This is a genomic window from uncultured Xylophilus sp. (genome assembly GCA_913776965.1).
Classification (GTDB): Bacteria; Pseudomonadota; Gammaproteobacteria; order Burkholderiales; family Burkholderiaceae_C; genus Xylophilus.
Window position 1 is genome coordinate 1 of sequence record CAJYQL010000074.1, and the last position, 16,572, is coordinate 16,572.

At 70.1% G+C, this 16,572-nt stretch carries 20 protein-coding genes; 14 read left to right on the plus strand and 6 right to left on the minus strand.

The window, feature by feature from the left end; all coding sequences use genetic code 11:
* The coding region (locus QZ500_RS11300; RefSeq protein ID WP_295855262.1) for a laccase domain-containing protein at positions 1–348 on the minus strand (348 nt) is incomplete at its 3' end.
* Between the two features lie 7 nt (positions 349–355).
* Complete coding sequence (gene maiA / locus QZ500_RS11305; RefSeq protein ID WP_295855264.1) at positions 356–1,006, minus strand: maleylacetoacetate isomerase; 651 nt, start codon at positions 1,004–1,006, stop codon at positions 356–358.
* 56 nt (positions 1,007–1,062) lie between these two features.
* On the opposite strand from maiA, the gene QZ500_RS11310 reads away from it, so the two are divergent.
* From QZ500_RS11310 to QZ500_RS11320, 3 genes are all read left to right on the plus strand, one after another.
* Positions 1,063–1,365 (plus strand): antibiotic biosynthesis monooxygenase, encoded by a 303-nt coding sequence (locus QZ500_RS11310; protein WP_295855266.1) that lies wholly within the window; start codon positions 1,063–1,065, stop codon positions 1,363–1,365.
* A 74-nt stretch (positions 1,366–1,439) separates the two neighbouring features.
* Positions 1,440–2,135 carry a fumarylacetoacetate hydrolase family protein gene (locus QZ500_RS11315; protein ID WP_295855268.1) on the plus strand — a complete coding sequence of 232 codons (696 nt, stop codon included), beginning with the start codon at positions 1,440–1,442 and terminating at the stop codon, positions 2,133–2,135.
* Positions 2,135–2,686: an NUDIX hydrolase gene (locus QZ500_RS11320; RefSeq protein ID WP_295855271.1), complete on the plus strand. Its 552-nt coding sequence runs from the start codon at positions 2,135–2,137 to the stop codon at positions 2,684–2,686. Before QZ500_RS11315 ends, QZ500_RS11320 begins: the two co-directional genes overlap by 1 nt.
* 2 nt (positions 2,687–2,688) lie before the next feature.
* On the opposite strand, the gene QZ500_RS11325 is transcribed toward QZ500_RS11320, so the two are convergent.
* Positions 2,689–4,011 (minus strand): DUF1501 domain-containing protein, encoded by a 1,323-nt coding sequence (locus QZ500_RS11325; protein ID WP_295855272.1) that lies wholly within the window; start codon positions 4,009–4,011, stop codon positions 2,689–2,691.
* Between the two features lie 26 nt (positions 4,012–4,037).
* Positions 4,038–5,648 carry a DUF1800 domain-containing protein gene (locus QZ500_RS11330; RefSeq protein WP_295855274.1) on the minus strand — a complete coding sequence of 537 codons (1,611 nt, stop codon included), beginning with the start codon at positions 5,646–5,648 and terminating at the stop codon, positions 4,038–4,040.
* A 255-nt stretch (positions 5,649–5,903) separates the two neighbouring features.
* Here QZ500_RS11330 and QZ500_RS11335 point away from each other — a divergent pair, with 255 nt between their 5' ends.
* Both QZ500_RS11335 and QZ500_RS11340 read left to right on the plus strand, forming a co-directional pair.
* Complete coding sequence (locus QZ500_RS11335; protein WP_295855277.1) at positions 5,904–6,911, plus strand: aldo/keto reductase; 1,008 nt, start codon at positions 5,904–5,906, stop codon at positions 6,909–6,911.
* 60 nt (positions 6,912–6,971) lie between these two features.
* The gene (locus QZ500_RS11340) at positions 6,972–7,967 is read left to right on the plus strand and encodes a 2-dehydropantoate 2-reductase (RefSeq protein WP_295855279.1); all 996 of its coding nucleotides are present in this window, start codon (positions 6,972–6,974) and stop codon (positions 7,965–7,967) included.
* Between the two features lie 34 nt (positions 7,968–8,001).
* Here QZ500_RS11340 and icd read toward each other — a convergent pair whose 3' ends face one another.
* Positions 8,002–9,258, minus strand: coding sequence for an NADP-dependent isocitrate dehydrogenase (icd, locus tag QZ500_RS11345; RefSeq protein ID WP_295855280.1), 1,257 nt, complete (start codon positions 9,256–9,258; stop codon positions 8,002–8,004).
* A gap of 193 nt (positions 9,259–9,451) precedes the next feature.
* Here icd and QZ500_RS11350 point away from each other — a divergent pair, with 193 nt between their 5' ends.
* Both QZ500_RS11350 and QZ500_RS11355 read left to right on the plus strand, forming a co-directional pair.
* Complete coding sequence (locus QZ500_RS11350) at positions 9,452–9,667, plus strand: hypothetical protein (protein WP_295855283.1); 216 nt, start codon at positions 9,452–9,454, stop codon at positions 9,665–9,667.
* Positions 9,668–9,774: 107 nt separating this feature from the next.
* Positions 9,775–10,254 carry a DUF192 domain-containing protein gene (locus tag QZ500_RS11355; RefSeq protein ID WP_295855284.1) on the plus strand — a complete coding sequence of 160 codons (480 nt, stop codon included), beginning with the start codon at positions 9,775–9,777 and terminating at the stop codon, positions 10,252–10,254.
* A gap of 39 nt (positions 10,255–10,293) precedes the next feature.
* On the opposite strand, the gene xseA is transcribed toward QZ500_RS11355, so the two are convergent.
* Positions 10,294–11,598: an exodeoxyribonuclease VII large subunit gene (gene xseA, locus QZ500_RS11360; protein WP_295855288.1), complete on the minus strand. Its 1,305-nt coding sequence runs from the start codon at positions 11,596–11,598 to the stop codon at positions 10,294–10,296.
* 219 nt (positions 11,599–11,817) lie between these two features.
* Here xseA and QZ500_RS11365 point away from each other — a divergent pair, with 219 nt between their 5' ends.
* The 7 genes from QZ500_RS11365 (at position 11,818) to lexA (ending at position 16,551) form a co-directional block, all read left to right on the plus strand.
* Positions 11,818–12,447, plus strand: a complete 630-nt coding sequence (locus tag QZ500_RS11365; RefSeq protein WP_295855290.1) for a MotA/TolQ/ExbB proton channel family protein — start codon at positions 11,818–11,820, stop codon at positions 12,445–12,447.
* 12 nt (positions 12,448–12,459) lie between these two features.
* A complete protein-coding gene (locus QZ500_RS11370) occupies positions 12,460–12,921 on the plus strand; it encodes a biopolymer transporter ExbD (protein WP_295855293.1) in 462 nt (153 codons plus the stop codon).
* A gap of 5 nt (positions 12,922–12,926) precedes the next feature.
* Positions 12,927–13,979, plus strand: a complete 1,053-nt coding sequence (lpxK, locus tag QZ500_RS11375; protein ID WP_295855296.1) for a tetraacyldisaccharide 4'-kinase — start codon at positions 12,927–12,929, stop codon at positions 13,977–13,979.
* On the plus strand, positions 13,979–14,161 hold the full coding sequence (locus QZ500_RS11380; protein WP_295855299.1) for a Trm112 family protein: 183 nt from the start codon (positions 13,979–13,981) through the stop codon (positions 14,159–14,161). The genes lpxK and QZ500_RS11380 overlap by 1 nt, the downstream gene beginning before the upstream one ends.
* Before the next feature lie 22 nt (positions 14,162–14,183).
* On the plus strand, positions 14,184–14,924 hold the full coding sequence (gene kdsB, locus QZ500_RS11385; protein WP_295855302.1) for a 3-deoxy-manno-octulosonate cytidylyltransferase: 741 nt from the start codon (positions 14,184–14,186) through the stop codon (positions 14,922–14,924).
* A 145-nt stretch (positions 14,925–15,069) separates the two neighbouring features.
* The gene (gene adk, locus QZ500_RS11390; RefSeq protein ID WP_295855304.1) at positions 15,070–15,726 is read left to right on the plus strand and encodes an adenylate kinase; all 657 of its coding nucleotides are present in this window, start codon (positions 15,070–15,072) and stop codon (positions 15,724–15,726) included.
* Between the two features lie 144 nt (positions 15,727–15,870).
* Positions 15,871–16,551 (plus strand): transcriptional repressor LexA, encoded by a 681-nt coding sequence (gene lexA, locus QZ500_RS11395; RefSeq protein ID WP_295855339.1) that lies wholly within the window; start codon positions 15,871–15,873, stop codon positions 16,549–16,551.
* Positions 16,552–16,572: the final 21 nt, after the last annotated feature.

A 16,572-nucleotide genomic window follows, 5' to 3' on the forward strand; every position in this document is an offset into this window, starting at 1 on the left:
CACCGGCAGGCAGTCGGCCACCATGATCGTGCAGGCCTGGCCGGTCGTGGCGCTGGTGCAGCCGTCGGCTTCCGGGACCGCCGACCCTGCGGCGGCACGCTCCGGCGCATCCAGATCGACGACGGTCGTGCCATGGACTTGCTCCAGAAAAACCGGCCGTGTGCCGATCGCCTGCCGCAGGCGCTCGCGATTGGCCTCGACCGCAGCCGTATCGTCGCCCACATGGCTGCCGAGGTTCAGCGTGTCCCACGGCGCGTCCGACACGCCCCCGGCACGGGTGGTGAACACGGCCCGCACCGAGGCGGGCGCCGGCCAGTCCGGGACGATCCAGTCCGGGTGGAACGCCATCCTGCGCTCAGGCCTCGGCATCGGGGCAGGCACTCGGCTGCGCCCGCTGGAAGGCCGGCTCGGCCATGCAGGCCTCGTGCGCCGCCAGTGTCAGGGGCAGGCCCGACAGGTCGCAGCCGAACCGCTGCGCATTGAAGATCTGCGGCACGAGGCAGCAGTCGGCGAGCGTCGGCGCATCGCCACCGCAGAAGCGGCCACGCGACCCGGCGGGCAGGCGCTCCAGTTGCCGCTCGAAGGCTTCGAGCCCCTGCCGCACCCAGTGGCGGTACCAGGCGGTCTTCGCGTCCTCGCCGACCTGCAGGTCGTGGACCAGGTAGCGCAGCACCCGCAGGTTGTTGACCGGGTGGATCTCGCAGGCGATGGTCTGCGCCATTGCCCGCACCCGGACGCGCGCCACGGGATCGGCGGGCAGCAGCGGCGGCGCCGGATGGGTTTCGTCCAGGTATTCGATGATCGCCATCGACTGCGACAGCCGCGCGCCGTCGTCGAGCTCGAGCACCGGGACCAGCCCGTCGGCCGACACCTCGGCGAACGCCGGCTGCGCCTGCTCGCGCCGCGCCAGGTGGATCGGCGCGTAGTCGTAGGCGAGGCCCTTGAGCTCCAGCGCGATGCGCACCCGGAACGAAGCGGACGATCGGAAGTAGCTGTAGAGTTTCATGCCGTCCAGCATAGCGCCGCGTGGCGGCGCATCGTCCCTCCGTACCGACCCTTTCCATGATCCTCGAACACGCCGACATCCGCATCACGCCCGGCCGCAATGCCGAATTCGAAGAAGCCATCCAGCGCGGCCTCTCCACCGTCATCGCGCACGCCAAGGGCTTCCGCCGCGCCCAGGTGCAGCGCGGCATCGAGTCGACCGAGCGCTACCTGCTGATGATCGAGTGGGAGACGCTGGAAGACCACACCGTCGGCTTCCGCAACTCGCCGCAGTTCGCCGACTGGCGCGCCATCGTCGGCCCGTTCTTCGCCGCGCCGCCGGTGGTCGAGCATTTCGCGCTGACCGACGCCCGCGCCTGATCCTGCGCCGCGGCTGCGTGGCACACTGCCCCGCCTCCTCCGCAGGCCTTTCCTTCCTCCCCCGAAAGCGAGACATGAGCTACGTCTTCCCGCCCCCCGCCGTCGTCGCCGTGCCGGTCGTCGGCCGAGCCGAGCAGTTCCCGGTCCACCGTGTCTACTGCGTCGGCCGCAACTACGCCGAACATGCCAAGGAGATGGGCTTCACCGGCCGCGAGCCGCCGTTCTTCTTCCTGAAGCCCGCCGACGCGGTGCTGGTGGTGCCCGAGGGCGAGACCGGCCGCCTGCCCTACCCCAGCCTGACGCAGAACTTCCACCACGAGATCGAACTGGTGGTGGCGATCGGCAAGGGCGGCCGCGACATCGCCGCGGCCGACGCCCACCAGCACATCTTCGGCTACGCCGTCGGCCTGGACATGACGCGTCGCGACCTGCAGAACGACATGAAGAAGCAGGGCCGGCCGTGGAGCATCGGCAAGGGCTTCGACCACGGCGCACCGATCGGCCCGATCGTGCCGGCCGACGCCGCCGGCGACGTGTCCGCCGCCGAGATCTGGCTGCAGGTCAACGGCACCGACCGCCAGCGCAGCACGGTGTCGGAGCTGATCTGGAACATCGCCGAGACGATCGAGTACCTGTCGGCGGCGTGGGAGTTGCAGCCGGGCGACCTGATCTACACCGGCACGCCCGAGGGCGTCGCGGCGGTAGTGCGCGGCGATGTGCTTGAGGGCGGCGTGGCCGGCGTCGGCACGCTGCGGCTGACCGTCGTCTGATGCCCGCGCCCCCGCCGATCCGCCACTGCCGCAACTGCGGCACCGCCGTCGTCCACCGCCTCCCGGACGACGGCGACCTGCGGGAACGGGCGGTCTGCCCGGCCTGCGGCACCGTCCACTACCAGAACCCGCTGAACGTGGTGGGCACCGTGCCCTACCTGGGCGATCGGGTGCTGCTCTGCAAGCGCAATATCGAACCGCGCTGGGGCAAGTGGACGCTGCCGGCCGGCTTCATGGAGTTGGGCGAGACGGTGGCCGACGGCGCACGGCGCGAAACCGACGAGGAGGCCGGAGCACAGATCGTGATTGAGGGCCTGTTCAGCATCGTCGACGTGGTGCGGGTCGGCCAAGTGCACTTCTTCTACCGCGCGCGGCTGTTGTCCGAGGTCTTCGACCCCGGCCACGAGACGATCGAGGCGCGCCTCTTTTCGGAAGACGAGATCCCCTGGGACGAGATCGCCTTCCATACGGTGCGCGACACGCTGCGCCGGTATTTCGACGACCTGCGGCGCGGTGCCGGCTTCGGCATCCACCAGTTCGCGGTCGGCTGAAATCAGACTAGGCCTATGTCGCGCGGCACGCCGCCTGGGAACACCTGCTGGAGCTGCGCGGCATCCAACCCGTACAGTCGGCGGAACAGGCCGCCCAGCACCGACCGGTAGTCGTTGAGAACGGGAAAGTCGCGGTTCTGGTTCAGGCTGCCGGGCGCGACCGCCACCTGTTCGCCCGCGATCCGGCCGCCGCGGACCGCGCCGCCGGCCACCCAGTAGGCAGTGCCGTGACCGTGGTCGGTGCCGCGGGTGCCGTTCTCGCGGAAGGTGCGGCCGAATTCGGATATCACGACGACCACCGTCCGCCGCCACGCTGGCGGGCCGAGTTCGTCGCCGAACGCCGCGATGCCGCTGCCGAGCGTCTGCAGCAGATTGGCGAGCGTTCCCTGCGCGCCGCCCTGGTTGACGTGCGTGTCCCAGCCGCCCACGTCGATGAAGCCGAGGTTGAATCGGTCGCGCATCAGCGCTGCCATGCGGCGCGCCTCCATCTCGAATCCACGCGCGCTCAGGGCGCGTCGGCTGGCCGCTTCCATCTCGCGCATGCGCGCGGCGGAATCAACGGTCGCGCCGCCCTCCATCGCCGACGCACCGCGTGCCCCATCCCGCACCTGCTGCGCCTGCGCCTCCTGGGCCACGGTGTCGCGCAGCGCCAAGCCTTCCGCGACCGGCCCGGCGAGCGGCGTGTCGCGGTACAGCGCGGCCAGTGCTGCGGACTGACGGGCGTCGAAGGGCGCACGGCCGGAGCCCTTCAGCGACACGTTAGGCACCGCGCGCGGGCCGGCCATCACGTTCGGCAGCCCGTCGGTGAAGGCGACTGGCATGGCGCGGGCGTCCAGCACGCCGGCCAGCCGGTTCAGAAAGCCGGTGCCGCGCAGATCGGCCGCGGGCCGGCCCGCAGTGTCGCCCGGCAGGGGAAGCCCGGCCTCGATGCTGTCCTGGGTCTCGAAATGGCTGCGCGACAGGTCCTCGGTGCCGGCGAACGGCACGAATGCCAGTTGCCGGGCCGCCCACAGCGGTCCTAGACCCGGCTGCAGGGACGGATGCAGGCTCCAGTCGGCATCCAGCGCGATGGCGGCCCGCGGGGCGGGCGGCGCGCCGGAAGGCGCCGGCCGCGCAATCGCGATCGTCGGGCGTGAGGCGTAGTAGAACTCGCTGGCGGTCGGGATCAGCACGTGGGCGGCGTCGTAGCCGCCTCGCAGGAACACCAGCAGGAAGCGGGTATCCGCCGCCGCGGGCAGCGCATAGGCGCGGGACATGACGGCAGCAGGGGCCACCAGGCCCAGGCCGGAGGCGCTCAGGCGTTTCAACAAATTGCGTCGGTGCATGGCGGATCTCCTCGTACGGCAGGCGTTCAGCGGCTCATCCATTCGGGCGCCGACAGCAGCGCCGTGTTCCATTCCTGCGGCGTCCGGGCGGCCGCGAGCACTCGGCGGGTGGCCGCCGACAGCCGCGGCTCGAGCAGCTCCCGAAACACGCCGGACGCGATCGGCGGCGGGCCGCCGCGCAGGGGCAGCCCATCGTCGCCAGCGAACAGCCCGGCCGGGCTACTGCCGATGGCCCGTGCGATCTCGAAGCGGCGCACCATCTGGCCCGAACTGGTCCAGGCGGCATCGGCGAGCGGCCAACCGTCGGGCGTGACGCGGCCGTAGAGCGGCTCGCCGAGCTGATCGAGCCAGCCGAGTGCCGGCCGCAGGTTGGCGGGCATCCGGTCCGGCCACGCGAGCCGCAGGGACGACACGACGAACTGCATCGGGTCCTTGAATTTCCCGGATGTCGCAGCCGGCTGCAAGGCAGCATCCAGCTCCGGGGCGGAGAACAGGGCTGCGAGCATCGCGGCGATGTCGCCGTCGGTGTGTCCGAAGGTGGCGACCAGCCGGTCCACCAGCGCGGGCGGCGGCTCGTCTGCCACAAAATAGCGGGCCAGGCGCAGCGACACGAAACGTGCGGTCGCCGGCTGGCGGCAGAGCAGCGCCACCGCCTGCTCGATTTCCGGAAAGCCCGAGGGCACGATGGGCTGGCCCAACAGCGTCTTGGGACCGAAGTCGTGGCGGCCGGGATCGAATTCGAACAGCCCGGCCTTGCGGTAATACCCGCGACGATCGGGCGCCAGCCGCGGCGGCTGGCCGTTGAGGTCGATGCCGGCCCCGGTCAACACGCGGGCCAGTTCCTGCACGTCCTGCTGGGTGTAGCGCGAACCGCTGGGGCCACTCGCGACGCCCAGGGTATGCAGCTCCATCAGTTCGCGGGCGTAGTTCTCGTTGATCCGCTGGGCGGCGCTCTGCGCGTTGTCGAGGTATTCGAGCATCGCGGGCGAGGTGAGCGTCGCCATCGCCAAGTCGCGGAACCGGCCCAGCGCATGCGGGCGCACCGCGCGCTCCTCGTAGTCGGCGACGGTCCAGCGGATGTTGCCTTTGCCGGCATACACGCTGAAATGGTTCATCCAGAACCAGGTCATCTGCTCGCGCAGCTGGGCAGGCGACAGCAGCGCCCGCAGCAGGTGGCGGATGCGCGTCTCTGCGACGGCGTCGTTGCCGGCGCGGTTCAGTGCCTGGCGCGCAGCCTGCTTCTCGTCGTCCGACGCGAGGCCGTCGATGCGCCGGCGCTCGGCCCGCACCGCGCGTAGCCGCGCTTCCGCATCCTGGGCCATCGTCGGCAGCGCTGCGACGGCCACGGCCAGTGCAGGCGGGTCGTCGCGCGGCGGATGCAGCTGCGCATGCAGGAAGGCCTCCCGGCCCAGGATCTGCAGGCGTGCCGCATCGGCGGGCGTCGGCCCAAAGGTGACACGGCCCAGCCAGCGGCTGTCCGTCGGGGTCAGGTGCGCGATCGGCCGGGGCCGCGGGCCGGTGGGCGATGCGCCCTCGCCCGCCGGGCCGCCGATACCCGCACAGCCGCCCAGCAGCAGTGCGGCGCCACCTGCGAGCAGCCGCCGGCGGTCGTCATCGGGTCGTCGGATATCGTGCATGGCGCTCTCCGGTGGCGCCCGACGGGCGCTACATACCGAGGGAGCGTACGGCCTGCGCGTCGGCCACGCGTGTACGTAGTGTGAACCGCAGGCAAAGAGCGGCGTCGGAACGTGTAGCCGGCTCCGGAACCCATCGGCCGCCTCCGCGCCTGCAGACATCCGCTTCCCGTGCCATGCTTGCAGTCCCATCCGTCCTCATCCGCCCTGCTCCGCGCCGCTCCGGCGCTTTTCCGGCGCCTGCCGCGCCGCCCCGCCATGACCCTCGCCACCACCCGACTCGGCCGCACCGGCCTGACCGTTTCGCGCCTCGCGCTCGGCACCATGACCTTCGGCCTGCAGACCGACGAGGCCCTGTCGCAGCGCATCCTCGACACCGCCATCGGCGCCGGGATCAACTTCCTCGACACCGCCGACGTCTATCCGCTCGGCGGCGACACCGGATCGGCCGGCCGCACCGAAGAGATCGTCGGCCGCTGGATGCAGGCCTCGCCCGGCCGGCGCGGCAGTGTCGTGCTCGCGACCAAGGCCTGGGGCGTGATGGGCCCGAACCCCTGGGACCGCGGTGCGTCCCGCCGGCACCTGCTCGACGCGATCGACGCCTCGCTGCGCCGTCTGCAGACCGATTACGTCGACCTGTACCAGCTGCACGGCGACGATCCGGACACGCCACTCGACGAGACGCTGGAGGCGCTCGACACCATCGTGCGGTCGGGCCGGGCGCGGTATATCGGCGTGTCCAACTTCCTTGCTTACCGGCTAGCGCGCGCACTCGGACGGTCCGAAGCACTGCGGATCGCCAAATTCGTCTCGGTCCAGCCCCGGTACAGCCTGCTGTTCCGCGAGATCGAACGAGAATTGCTCCCGCTCGCGCTGGAGGACGGCCTGGCCGTGATCCCCTACAACCCGCTCGCGGGTGGCCTCTTGACCGGCAAGCACCGCAAGGGCGCGCCGCCCGCCGAAGGGACCCGCTTCACGCTCGGCACCGCCGCCGGCCGCTACCAGGAACGCTACTGGGCCGACCGCTATTTCGACACCGTGACCGCGCTGGAGGGGCTCGCGCAGCAGGCCGGCGTGCCGCTCGCGACGCTGGCGGTGGCCTGGGTCATGGCGCACCCGGCGGTCACCGCACCGCTGCTCGGCGCGAGCCGGCCGGAGCAGCTGGCCGACACTATCGCCGCCGCGTCCTATGTCCTCGACCCGGCGCTGAAGCAGCAGCTGGATGCGCTGACCCACGAGTACCGACGCGGCGACGCCGCCCGTTGATTGCTATCTAATCGATAGCGATCCACGCAGGCTGCACCTGCGCAAGAGGCCCAAAAACACATGAAAAAACTCGAACGCATCTGCATCGTCGGCGCTGGTGCCATCGGCGGATTCATCGGTGCGCGGCTGGCCGCCGTCCGCAGTGTGCCGGTGGCAGCGATTGCGCGCGGTGCCACGCTGCAGGCGCTGCGCGACCACGGCTGGCGCCTGCAGCAGGACGGTGCGCTGCTGCAGGCGCCCGCCATCGCCACCGACCGCGCCGAGGACCTCGGGCCCCAGGACCTGGTGGTGATCGCAGTCAAGGGCCCGGCGCTCGCGAGCGTCGCGGCGTCCATCGCCCCGCTCATCGGCCCCGACACGGTCCTGCTGCCCGCGATGAACGGCGTGCCGTGGTGGTTCGGCCAGGGCGTGCCCGCTCTCGGCGACACGCCGCTGCAGAGCGTCGATCCCGACGGGCGGATCGCCCGCGCGCTGCCGCAGGCCCAGGTGCTCGGCTGCGTCGTGCATGCCAGCACGGCCGCGCAGGAGCCGGGCCTCGTCGTCCACCACATGGGTCGTGGCCTGATCGTCGGCGAGCCGGCGGGCGGCGATTCGCCGCGTGTGCAGGCGGTCGTCCGCCTGCTGGCCGAGGCCGGCTTCGACACCACCGTATCGGCCGACATCCGCTACGACATCTGGTACAAGCTCTGGGGCAACATGACCGCCAACCCGGTGTCGGCGATCACCGGCGCGACGATGGACCGGCTGCTCGACGATCCCCTGGTACGCGACCTGTGCAGTGCCGCGATGCGCGAAGCGGCGGCCATCGGCGCCCGCATCGGCTGCCCGATAGCGCAAACGCCAGAGGACCGCCATGCGATCACCCGGCGGCTGGGCGCCTTCCGCACGTCGATGCTGCAGGATGCCGATGCCGGCCGGCCGCTGGAGATCGACAGCCTGATCGGCGCGGTGCACGAGATGGGCCGGCGCCTTGGCGAGCCGACGCCGAGCATCGACGCGATCCTCGGCCTCGCCCGGCTGTTCGGCCGGGTGCGCGGACTCTACCCCGCCGCCTAAAACTGCCCCGGCCTGCGCCGACCGGGCGGGTGCCTCACATCTGATCGATCATCACCTGCCCGAAGCCCGAGCAGCTGACCTGCGTCGCGCCTTCCATCAACCGCGCGAAGTCGTAGGTGACCCGCTTGCTGGCGATCGCAGCTTCCATCGCCTGGATGATGCGGTCGGCCGCATCGGTCCAGCCCATGTGGCGCAGCATCATCTCGGCCGACAGGATCATCGAGCCGGGGTTGACATAGTCCTTGCCGGCATAGCGCGGCGAAGTGCCGTGGGTCGCCTCGAACATCGCGACCGTGTCGCTCATGTTGGCGCCCGGCGCGATGCCGATGCCGCCGACCTGCGCCGCCAGCGCATCCGACAGGTAGTCGCCGTTGAGGTTCAGCGTGGCGATCACGCTGTACTCGGCCGGGCGCAGCAGCACCTGCTGCATGAAGGCGTCGGCGATCGCGTCCTTGACCGTGATGTCCCGACCGGTGCGCGGATTCTTCAGCCGCATCCACGGGCCGCCGTCGATCAGTTCCGCACCGAACTCGCGCCGCGCCAGCGCATAGGCCCAGTCGCGGAAGCCGCCTTCGGTGAACTTCATGATGTTGCCCTTGTGCACGATGGTCATGCTGGGCTTGTCGTGGTCGATCGCGTACTGCAGCGCCTTGCGCACCAGACGCTCGGTGCCTTCCCGCGACACCGGCTTGATGCCGAGGGCGGAGGTGTCGGGAAAACGGATCTTGTGGATGCCGAACTCTTCCTGCAGCACCTGGATCAGGCGCTTCGCCTTCGCACTGCCCGCCTCGAATTCGATCCCTGCGTAGATATCCTCGGAGTTCTCGCGGAAGATCGCCATGTGGGTCTTCTGCGGCTCCTTCACCGGGCTGGGCACGCCCTTGAAATAGCGGATCGGGCGCAGGCAGACGTACAGGTCGAGCTGCTGGCGCAGCGCCACGTTCAGCGACCGGATGCCGCCGCCGACCGGCGTGGTCAGCGGGCCCTTGATCGACACCACGTATTCGCGCACCGCGTCGAGCGTCTCGTCGGGCAGCCAGACGTCGGGCCCGTAGATACGGGTCGATTTCTCGCCGGCGTAGATCTCCATCCAGTGAATCTTCTTCTGGCCGCCGTAGGCCTTGTCCACGGCCGCCTCCACCACCCGGCGCATGACCGGGGTGATGTCCGCTCCGGTGCCGTCGCCTTCGATGAACGGCACGATCGGCTGGTCCGGCACATTCAGCGTCGTGTCGGCGTTCACGGTGATCTTCTGGCCTTCGGCAGGCACCTGGATGTGCTGGTAGGGCATAGGGGAACTTCTCCGGGAGGGGGCGGGCGAGAGCGCAGCGGGGCGCGTGCCGCAGAGGGACGGGTGGGCGGAATTCTATGTGCAACGCTATGTGCAACGACGACGCGCCACGCTGTCAACCGGGGGGCGTGCCATCGCGTTTCGGAAGGGCGCGGCCGACCTCCGGCCGCGCCCTTCTCACGGAGCTCACGACATGAAAAAGCTGCTCGTTCCCCTGATCGCCGGATGCATCGCCGCCGGCGCCTTCGCCCAGACACCGGCGACCGCGCCGTCGAACACCACCACGGCGGCACCGCCGGTACCGCAAGCGCAGGCCGCCGGCGAGGCCAAGAAGGAAGCCCGCAAGGCTACCGGCAAGACCGCCAAGAAGCACCGCGCCACCACCAAGGAAGCGCAGAAGGCGCAGTGACCGCCTGATTCCCTGCATCGCACGAGGCGCCCCGACCGGGCGCCTTTTTCATGCAGCGCCGCTTTCGCGACAATGTGTCCCCGCCGCTCCTACTTCGTCCCCTGCCCATGCACGCCGCCACCGTTCGCCTTCTCGGTCGCCTTTCGTCCTTCGTCGCAGCCCTGGTCGCTGCGAGCGCGCTGCACGCCCAGCCGGCCGACGGCGTGCCGCAGACGCAGCTCCCGCGCACCACCCTCACCGTCGGCATGCACCGCATCGACGCGCAGGTGGCGCAGACGCCGCAGCAGCGGGAGATCGGCCTCATGTTCCGGCGCGAGATGCCGCAGCACGAAGGCATGCTCTTCATCTTCGAGCAGCCCGGGGTGCAGTGCTTCTGGATGCGCAACACGCTGCTGCCGCTGACCGCTGCGTTCGTCGCGGACGACGGCACCATCGTCAACCTGGCGGACATGCAGCCGCTCTCCACCGCGTCGCACTGCTCGGCGGCGCCGGTGCGCTATGTGCTCGAGATGCACCAGGGCTGGTTCGACAAGAAACGCATCAAGGCCGGTGCCCGGCTGTCCGGCGTGCCGTTCTCCAGTCGCTGACGGCGCCGCATCCCCGGCTGCGCGCAGGGCGTCGGCCGATCAGTCGTGCGGCTGGACGGTGACGGGCACCGTGCCGTCCGCGAAGGTCGCGCGCAGCGCCTGGCCGGGGCGGGTCTGCGCGGCACGCTGCACCGTGTTGCCGTCGGCATCCTCGATCCACGCATAGCCGCGCTGCAGCACCAGACCGGGGTCAAGCAGTTCCAGCCGCAGCGCCACCCGGTCGGTCCGCTGCTGCAGCCGCGCGATGCGCTGGCCGACCGCCTGCGGCAAGGCTGCGGCCGCCCGCTCCTGTGCCGCCGTCGCGCGCTGCAGCCGCTCCCGCACACCGTAGCGCAGCGCCTGTGCCTGGCGGTCGAGCAGCAGGCGCTGCCGGCCGACCAGCGACGATGGCCGGCCGAGCCGGGACGCTAGTCCGTCGAGCCGCTGGCCCCAGCGGTCAATACGGCGCTGCACCACCGCCTCCAGCGCGTCGGCCGCCAGATCAAGCGCCGCCACCAGCGCCTCGCGTGCCGGCGCGGCCAGTTCCGCCGCGGCGGTCGGCGTCGGCGCCCGCAGGTCGGACACGAAATCCGCGATGGTGAAGTCGGTCTCGTGGCCCACGCCGGTCACGACCGGCAGGCGGCTGGCGGCGATGGCGCGCGCCAGCCCTTCGTCGTTGAAGGCCCAGAGATCCTCGATCGAGCCGCCGCCACGCACCAGCAGGATGAGGTCGAGCGGCACGCCCTCCGCCGGATCGTCGGCCAGCGCCTGCAGGCGTCCGAGCGCAGCCACCAGTTCGGCGGGCGCGCCTGCGCCCTGCACCGCAGCGGGCGCCAGCACCACCAGGAGGTGCGGTGCCCGCCGCCGCAGGGCGGTGACCACGTCGTGCAGGGCCGCCGCGCCCAGCGAGGTCACGATGCCGACCGCCCGCGGCATCGCCGGCAGCGGCCGCTTGCGGCCGGCATCGAACAGGCCTTCGGCTTCCAGCCGCGCCTTGCGCTGCAGGAACTGCTCGAACAGCCCGCCCTGGCCGACCCGGCCCATCCATTCCGCGACCAGCTGCAGGTCGCCCCGCGCCTCGTACACGCCCAGCCGTCCGCGCACCTCGACCAGTTCGCCGTCGCGCGGTGCGAAGTCGAGCAGGCTGGCCGCGCGACGGAACATCGCGCAGCGGATCTGCCCGCCCGCGTCCTTGATCGAGAAGTAGCAATGGCCGCTCGCGGCCCGGGAAAAGCCGCTGATCTCGCCGCGGACCGCCACCGGGTTGAAGCGCGCGTCGAGCGCGTCGGCCACCGCATGGCACAGCGCACCCACGGCCCACACGCGGCCGGCCGCGCCTCCGGAAGCGGCGGAACTCAGGACCATGCGCGGCCCTGCAAAATCGGTGCTGAAAATTTCATCGAATAGTCACAACCCAAGGCCGGTGCGGCCTGGCGGCGAATGCAGCGGGCTTTCGCACATGTTTATCCACACGATCTGTGGGCGAGGTCGAGGGCCTGCGGACGACCCTCGGAAAAATCCGGCGACCCTGGTGCCTGCGCCATAATCGCCGCCCACCATCGTCAGGCGTATCGGGGAGCCCTCTTGCTTTCGATCATACAAGCGGCCGGCTGGCCGATCTGGCCCCTGCTGGCCTGTTCCGTCATCGCGCTCGCCCTGGTGGTCGAGCGCGCCCTGAGCCTTCAGATCTCCAAGGTCGCCCCCCCTAAGCTGCTGGACGAGGCGATCGCCGTGTCGCACCGCGGCCTGCCGTCGCCCGACGTGGTCGCGCAGCTGGAGCAGAACTCCGCCCTGGGCGAGGTCCTGGCGAGCGGCTTCCGCACCCTGAACGCCCAGCCCCGCTGCACCGAGGAAGACCTGCGCGCCGCGGTCGAGAGCGCCGGACGCCGGGTCGGCCACCGGCTGGAGAAATACCTGAGCGCGCTGGCCACCATCGCATCGGCCGCACCGCTGCTCGGCCTGCTCGGCACGGTGATCGGCATGATCGAGATCTTCGGCGCGCAGACCGGCGGTGCCGGCGGCGGCACGAATCCGGCCCAGCTGGCGCAGGGCATCTCGATCGCGCTCTACAACACCGCTTTCGGCCTCATCGTCGCGATCCCGGCGCTCGTGTTCTGGCGCTATTTCCGCGGCAAGGTGGACAGCCACCTCCTGGTGCTGGAACTGTCGGCCGACCGCTTCCTGCGCCATCTGACCCAGCTGCGCAGGCCCTGAGGAAGCCGCACGATGGCGCTCAACTTCCGCGGTCGCGGCCGCCTCGACTTCCGGTCCGGCGGTCGCGAAGAACCCGAGATCAACCTGATCCCGTTCATCGACGTGCTCTTGGTGGTGCTGATCTTCCTGATGCTGTCGACTACCTACAGCCGCTTTACCGAAATCCAGCTGAAGCTGCCGGTCGCCGACGCGCAGGCCCAGCGCGACTATCCCAAGGAAGTACAGGTCGCGGTGGCTGCCGACGGTCGCATCCTCATCAACCGCCAGCCGCTGACCGCCGGCACGGTCGATGCGATCGCGCAGGCGCTGACCGCCGCCGCGACGGCCGGGCGCGACAGCGTGGTGGTGATTAGCGCCGACGCGAGCGCCGCCCACCAGAACGTCATCACCGTGATGGAAGCCGCACGCCGCGCCGGACTCGGCCAGATCACCTTCGCCACCCAGCATTCCTCGCGCGGCGGCGCGGGCGGCTGACGCGGATGACCGGGCTGCGCGCGGCGGCCGCCCATCGGCTGCAGCAGGCCTGGCTGGGCCGCGGCCTGCTGACTTGGGCGCTGCGCCCGGTGTCGCTTCTGTACTGCATCGTCTGGTCCATCCGCGGATGGCTCTATCGGATCGGTATCAACCGCAGTGAGCGTCTTCCGGTGCCGGTCATCGTGGTCGGCAATGTGGTGGCCGGCGGCGCCGGCAAGACGCCGACGGTCATTGCGCTGGTCGAGCATCTGCGTGCGCGGGGACTGCAGGTCGGCATCGTCAGCCGGGGGTACGGGGGCCGGGCCAGCCGTTCGGAAGCCGCTTACGAGGTGCGGCCCGACAGCGATCCGTCCGATACCGGCGACGAGCCCCTGCTGTTGCGACGCCGCGCCGGCGCGCCGGTCTTCGTCGGACGGCGGCGGGTGGACGCCGGTCGTGCGTTGCTGGCCGCGCATCCGGGCGTGCAGGCGATCGTCTGCGACGACGGACTGCAGCACGCGGCGCTGGCCCGCGACATCGAGATTTGCGTGTTCGACGACCGGGGTGTCGGTAATGGACTAATGCTGCCAGCTGGCCCACTGCGCGAGCCGTGGCCCAGTGCGGTCGATGTTGTGCTTCACACCGGCGCCCGGCCGGCCTTTGCAGGCGGATTCAGCGCGGATCGGAGGCTGCAGGACCACGCCGTGCGGGCCGACGGTACGGCGTGCCCTCTCGCCACCCTGGGCGCCGACGGACCGGTCGTCGCCGTCGCCGGCATCGCATCGCCCGAATCGTTTTTCTCCATGCTGCGCGAACGTGGCGTGCACTTGGACGAAACAGTTCCGCTACCCGATCACTATGATTTCGATAGCTGGTCGCGCACACCTCACCAGCGCGAAACCCTGATTTGCACCGAAAAAGATGCCGCCAAACTGTGGCGCCGTGCGCCGCAGGCATGGGCCGTCGGACTGTCGTTCGCACCCGAACCGGCGTTCTTCGCCACCGTCGATCGGCTGCTGGACGCACGGCTATCATCGGCCGCTCGCCCCTCCTCTCCACCCATTTCACCGGACGCCTGATGGACGGCAAACTTCTCGAACTGCTCGTATGCCCGGTCACCAAGGGCCCGCTGACGTACCTGCCCGATGTCCACGAACTGGTGTCGCGCAGCGCACGGCTCGCCTATCCGGTGCGCGACGGCATTCCGATCCTGCTCGAATCCGAAGCACGCGTCCTGGCCGACGACGAGCTCGACCGCTGAACGTCTGGCGCGCCCCGAACGCATGTCCTTTACCGTCATCGTCCCGGCCCGGCTGGCGTCGACCCGCCTGCCGAACAAGCCGCTCGCCGACATCGCCGGCCTGCCGATGGTCGTGCGCGTTGCGCAACGTGCGGCGCTGTCCGGTGCCGACCGGACGGTGGTGGCGGCGGACGACCGGTCCATCGTCGATGCCTGCCTGCAGCACGGTGTCGATGCCCTCCTGACCCGCACCGACCATCCCAGCGGCAGCGACCGGCTGGCCGAGGCATGCGATCTGCTGGGGCTCGCCGACGAGGCGGTGGTCGTCAATGTCCAGGGCGACGAGCCCCTGATGCCGCTGGCGCTGGTGCGCGCCGTCGCTTCACTGCTCCATGCGCGGCCCGAAGCGGCGATCGCCACCGCTGCCCATCCGATCGACTCGCTCGATGACTACCTCAACCCGAACGTGGTGAAGGTGGTGACCGATGACCACGCGCTGGCGCACTATTTCAGCCGTGCGCCCATCCCGTGGCAGCGGGACGGCGGACCGGCCCTGCCCTCGCCGGCGCCGCTGCGCCACATCGGCCTGTACGCATACCGCGCCTCTTTCCTGCGGCGGTTCCCCGCACTTACCCAGGCGCCGCACGAGCGCACCGAAGCCCTGGAACAGCTGCGTGCGCTCTGGCACGGCTACCGCATCGCGGTCCACACCGCCGACGCCGCGCCCGGCACAGGCGTGGACACCGCCGAAGACCTGGAACGGGTGCGCGCCCTCTTCGCCTGACGCCCGCGGCCGTACAGGCCTGCGATGAAGGTTTCGTGCAAGGCGTGCATGCTATCCTCGCCCGCCATCCGAGCACCCCACCCGCGCCCCTGCAGCGCGTGACGCGGCCAGCGGTGCCGCCAGATCCATACCATTCGAGGACACCATGAGACTGATTCTGTTGGGCGCGCCCGGCGCAGGCAAGGGCACGCAAGCCGCTTTCATCTGCCAGAAATACGGCATCCCACAGATCTCCACCGGCGACATGCTGCGCGCCGCCGTCAAGGCCGGCACCCCGCTGGGCCTACAAGCCAAGTCGGTCATGGAATCCGGCGGCCTGGTCAGCGACGACCTGATCATTGACCTGGTGAAGGAACGCATCGCGCAGCCCGATTGCGCCAACGGCTTCCTCTTCGACGGTTTCCCGCGCACCATTCCGCAGGCCGACGCGATGAAGGCGGCAGGCGTGAAACTCGACTTCGTCCTCGAGATCGACGTGCCTTTCGACGCCATCGTCGAACGCATGAGCGGTCGCCGCTCGCACCCGGCGTCCGGTCGTACCTACCACGTGAAGTTCAACCCGCCGAAGGTCGAAGGCAAGGACGACGTCACCGGCGAAGACCTGATCCAGCGCGAAGACGACAAGGAAGCCACGGTGCAGAAGCGGCTGGACGTCTACAGCGCCCAGACCCGTCCGCTGGTGGACTATTACGCCGAATGGGCCGCGCGCGACGCGGTGTCGGCACCCCGCTACCGCCGCATCAGCGGCATCGGCTCGGTCGAAGAAATCACGGCACGCGCGCTGCAGGCGCTGGAAAGCTGACACCGCGCTGATACCGCCGACGGCGAGCCAGCGGTACTCGCCTGTCGAATGGCCCTTCGCATCGAAGGGCGGTGGGACTTGCCAATCCGCATCGAACTGGTCAAAAATACAGGTACTGGATATCCAGACAGCCTGAGGACCACCATGCTCGACCGGCCCCCCATCAAACTCACCGCACGCCAGCAACAGATTCTGGAGATCATCCAGTCCGCCATCGCGCAGACGGGCGCCCCCCCCACCCGGGCGGAGATTGCGGCCCAGTTGGGTTTCAAATCTGCCAACGCCGCCGAGGAGCATCTGCAGGCCCTGGCCCGCAAGGGCGCCATCGAGCTGGTCAGCGGCACCTCGCGCGGCATCCGGCTCAAGTCCGATGCGCTGCGCACGCTGCATGCAGGGCATGCGGTCCAGAACGTACCGCCGTTCGCAGGCCTGTCCCCGCTCGCGTTACCGCTCATCGGCCGTGTCGCGGCTGGCTCGCCCATCCTGGCGCAGGAGCATGTCGCCCAGACATACCACGTCGAGAGCAGCCTGTTCCAGCAGAAGCCCGACTACCTGCTGAAGGTCCGCGGCATGTCGATGCGCGACGCCGGGATCATGGACGGCGACTTGCTCGCCGTCCAGGCCACACGCGAGGCACGCAACGGCCAGATCGTCGTAGCACGCCTGGGCGAAGAGGTCACGGTCAAGCGGCTGCACCGTACGGCAGACGGTATCGAACTGCATGCCGAGAATCCCGATTACCCCACGATCGTGGTCATGCCCGACGAGCCTTTCGAGATCGAAGGCCTCGCCGTCGGCCTCATCCGCAACACCATGCTGATGTAGCGCCCTCCTGCCGCATGTGGT

Excerpts from the sequence above, each read along its gene's own strand:
- maiA (WP_295855264.1), bottom strand. The coding sequence starts at position 1,006 with ATGAAACTCTACAGCTACTTCCGATCGTCCGCTTCGTTCCGGGTGCGC.
- QZ500_RS11310 (WP_295855266.1), top strand. The coding sequence starts at position 1,063 with ATGATCCTCGAACACGCCGACATCCGCATCACGCCCGGCCGCAATGCC.
- QZ500_RS11315 (WP_295855268.1), top strand. The coding sequence starts at position 1,440 with ATGAGCTACGTCTTCCCGCCCCCCGCCGTCGTCGCCGTGCCGGTCGTC.
- QZ500_RS11320 (WP_295855271.1), top strand. The coding sequence starts at position 2,135 with ATGCCCGCGCCCCCGCCGATCCGCCACTGCCGCAACTGCGGCACCGCC.
- QZ500_RS11325 (WP_295855272.1), bottom strand. The coding sequence starts at position 4,011 with ATGCACCGACGCAATTTGTTGAAACGCCTGAGCGCCTCCGGCCTGGGC.
- QZ500_RS11330 (WP_295855274.1), bottom strand. The coding sequence starts at position 5,648 with ATGCACGATATCCGACGACCCGATGACGACCGCCGGCGGCTGCTCGCA.
- QZ500_RS11335 (WP_295855277.1), top strand. The coding sequence starts at position 5,904 with ATGACCCTCGCCACCACCCGACTCGGCCGCACCGGCCTGACCGTTTCG.
- QZ500_RS11340 (WP_295855279.1), top strand. The coding sequence starts at position 6,972 with ATGAAAAAACTCGAACGCATCTGCATCGTCGGCGCTGGTGCCATCGGC.
- icd (WP_295855280.1), bottom strand. The coding sequence starts at position 9,258 with ATGCCCTACCAGCACATCCAGGTGCCTGCCGAAGGCCAGAAGATCACC.
- QZ500_RS11350 (WP_295855283.1), top strand. The coding sequence starts at position 9,452 with ATGAAAAAGCTGCTCGTTCCCCTGATCGCCGGATGCATCGCCGCCGGC.
- QZ500_RS11355 (WP_295855284.1), top strand. The coding sequence starts at position 9,775 with ATGCACGCCGCCACCGTTCGCCTTCTCGGTCGCCTTTCGTCCTTCGTC.
- xseA (WP_295855288.1), bottom strand. The coding sequence starts at position 11,598 with ATGGTCCTGAGTTCCGCCGCTTCCGGAGGCGCGGCCGGCCGCGTGTGG.
- QZ500_RS11370 (WP_295855293.1), top strand. The coding sequence starts at position 12,460 with ATGGCGCTCAACTTCCGCGGTCGCGGCCGCCTCGACTTCCGGTCCGGC.
- lpxK (WP_295855296.1), top strand. The coding sequence starts at position 12,927 with ATGACCGGGCTGCGCGCGGCGGCCGCCCATCGGCTGCAGCAGGCCTGG.
- QZ500_RS11380 (WP_295855299.1), top strand. The coding sequence starts at position 13,979 with ATGGACGGCAAACTTCTCGAACTGCTCGTATGCCCGGTCACCAAGGGC.
- kdsB (WP_295855302.1), top strand. The coding sequence starts at position 14,184 with ATGTCCTTTACCGTCATCGTCCCGGCCCGGCTGGCGTCGACCCGCCTG.
- adk (WP_295855304.1), top strand. The coding sequence starts at position 15,070 with ATGAGACTGATTCTGTTGGGCGCGCCCGGCGCAGGCAAGGGCACGCAA.
- lexA (WP_295855339.1), top strand. The coding sequence starts at position 15,871 with ATGCTCGACCGGCCCCCCATCAAACTCACCGCACGCCAGCAACAGATT.